The organism is Streptococcus sp. HMSC056C01 (genome assembly GCF_001811305.1).
Taxonomy (GTDB): Bacteria; Bacillota; Bacilli; order Lactobacillales; family Streptococcaceae; genus Streptococcus.
In genome coordinates this window covers 1-438 of sequence record NZ_KV804185.1, presented here as the reverse complement: position 1 = coordinate 438, position 438 = coordinate 1, and the positions used below count along the sequence as shown (strand labels likewise).

Below are 438 nucleotides of genomic sequence, written 5' to 3'. Positions count from 1 at the left end.
TGCTTTTAGGAGATTCTGATGGAGAAGCTATTGCAAAAGATGGTTTGCGCAAAGATAATAAAAACCTGGTTCTTCTAGTTGCTATGATTACTTTTGCAAGTTGTGGTGCTGACAATATTGGTGTTTTTGTCCCATATTTTATTACCTTAAATTTAGCGAATTTGATAGTGGTTTTACTTACCTTTCTAGTCATGATTTATCTCTTGGTTTTTTCTGCCCAAAAATTGGCACAAGTCCCTTCTGTTGGAGAAACTTTGGAGAAATATAGCAGATGGTTTATTGCTGTTGTTTATTTAGGATTGGGGATGTATATCCTGATTGAAAACAACAGCTTTGACATGCTAAGGACTGTGTTCGGCTAGGAGAAAAAATTATGAAAAAAGATAGTATATGCCAAGTGAATATTATAAATCAACAAAATGTTACAACCGCAACGAA

Annotated in this window: 1 protein-coding gene; it reads left to right on the top strand. The window is 34.2% G+C overall.

Going from position 1 to position 438, the window contains the following annotated elements:
* The coding region (locus HMPREF2795_RS02015; protein WP_186822894.1) for a cadmium resistance transporter at positions 1–362 on the top strand (362 nt) is incomplete at its 5' end.
* Positions 363–438 lie beyond the last annotated feature (76 nt).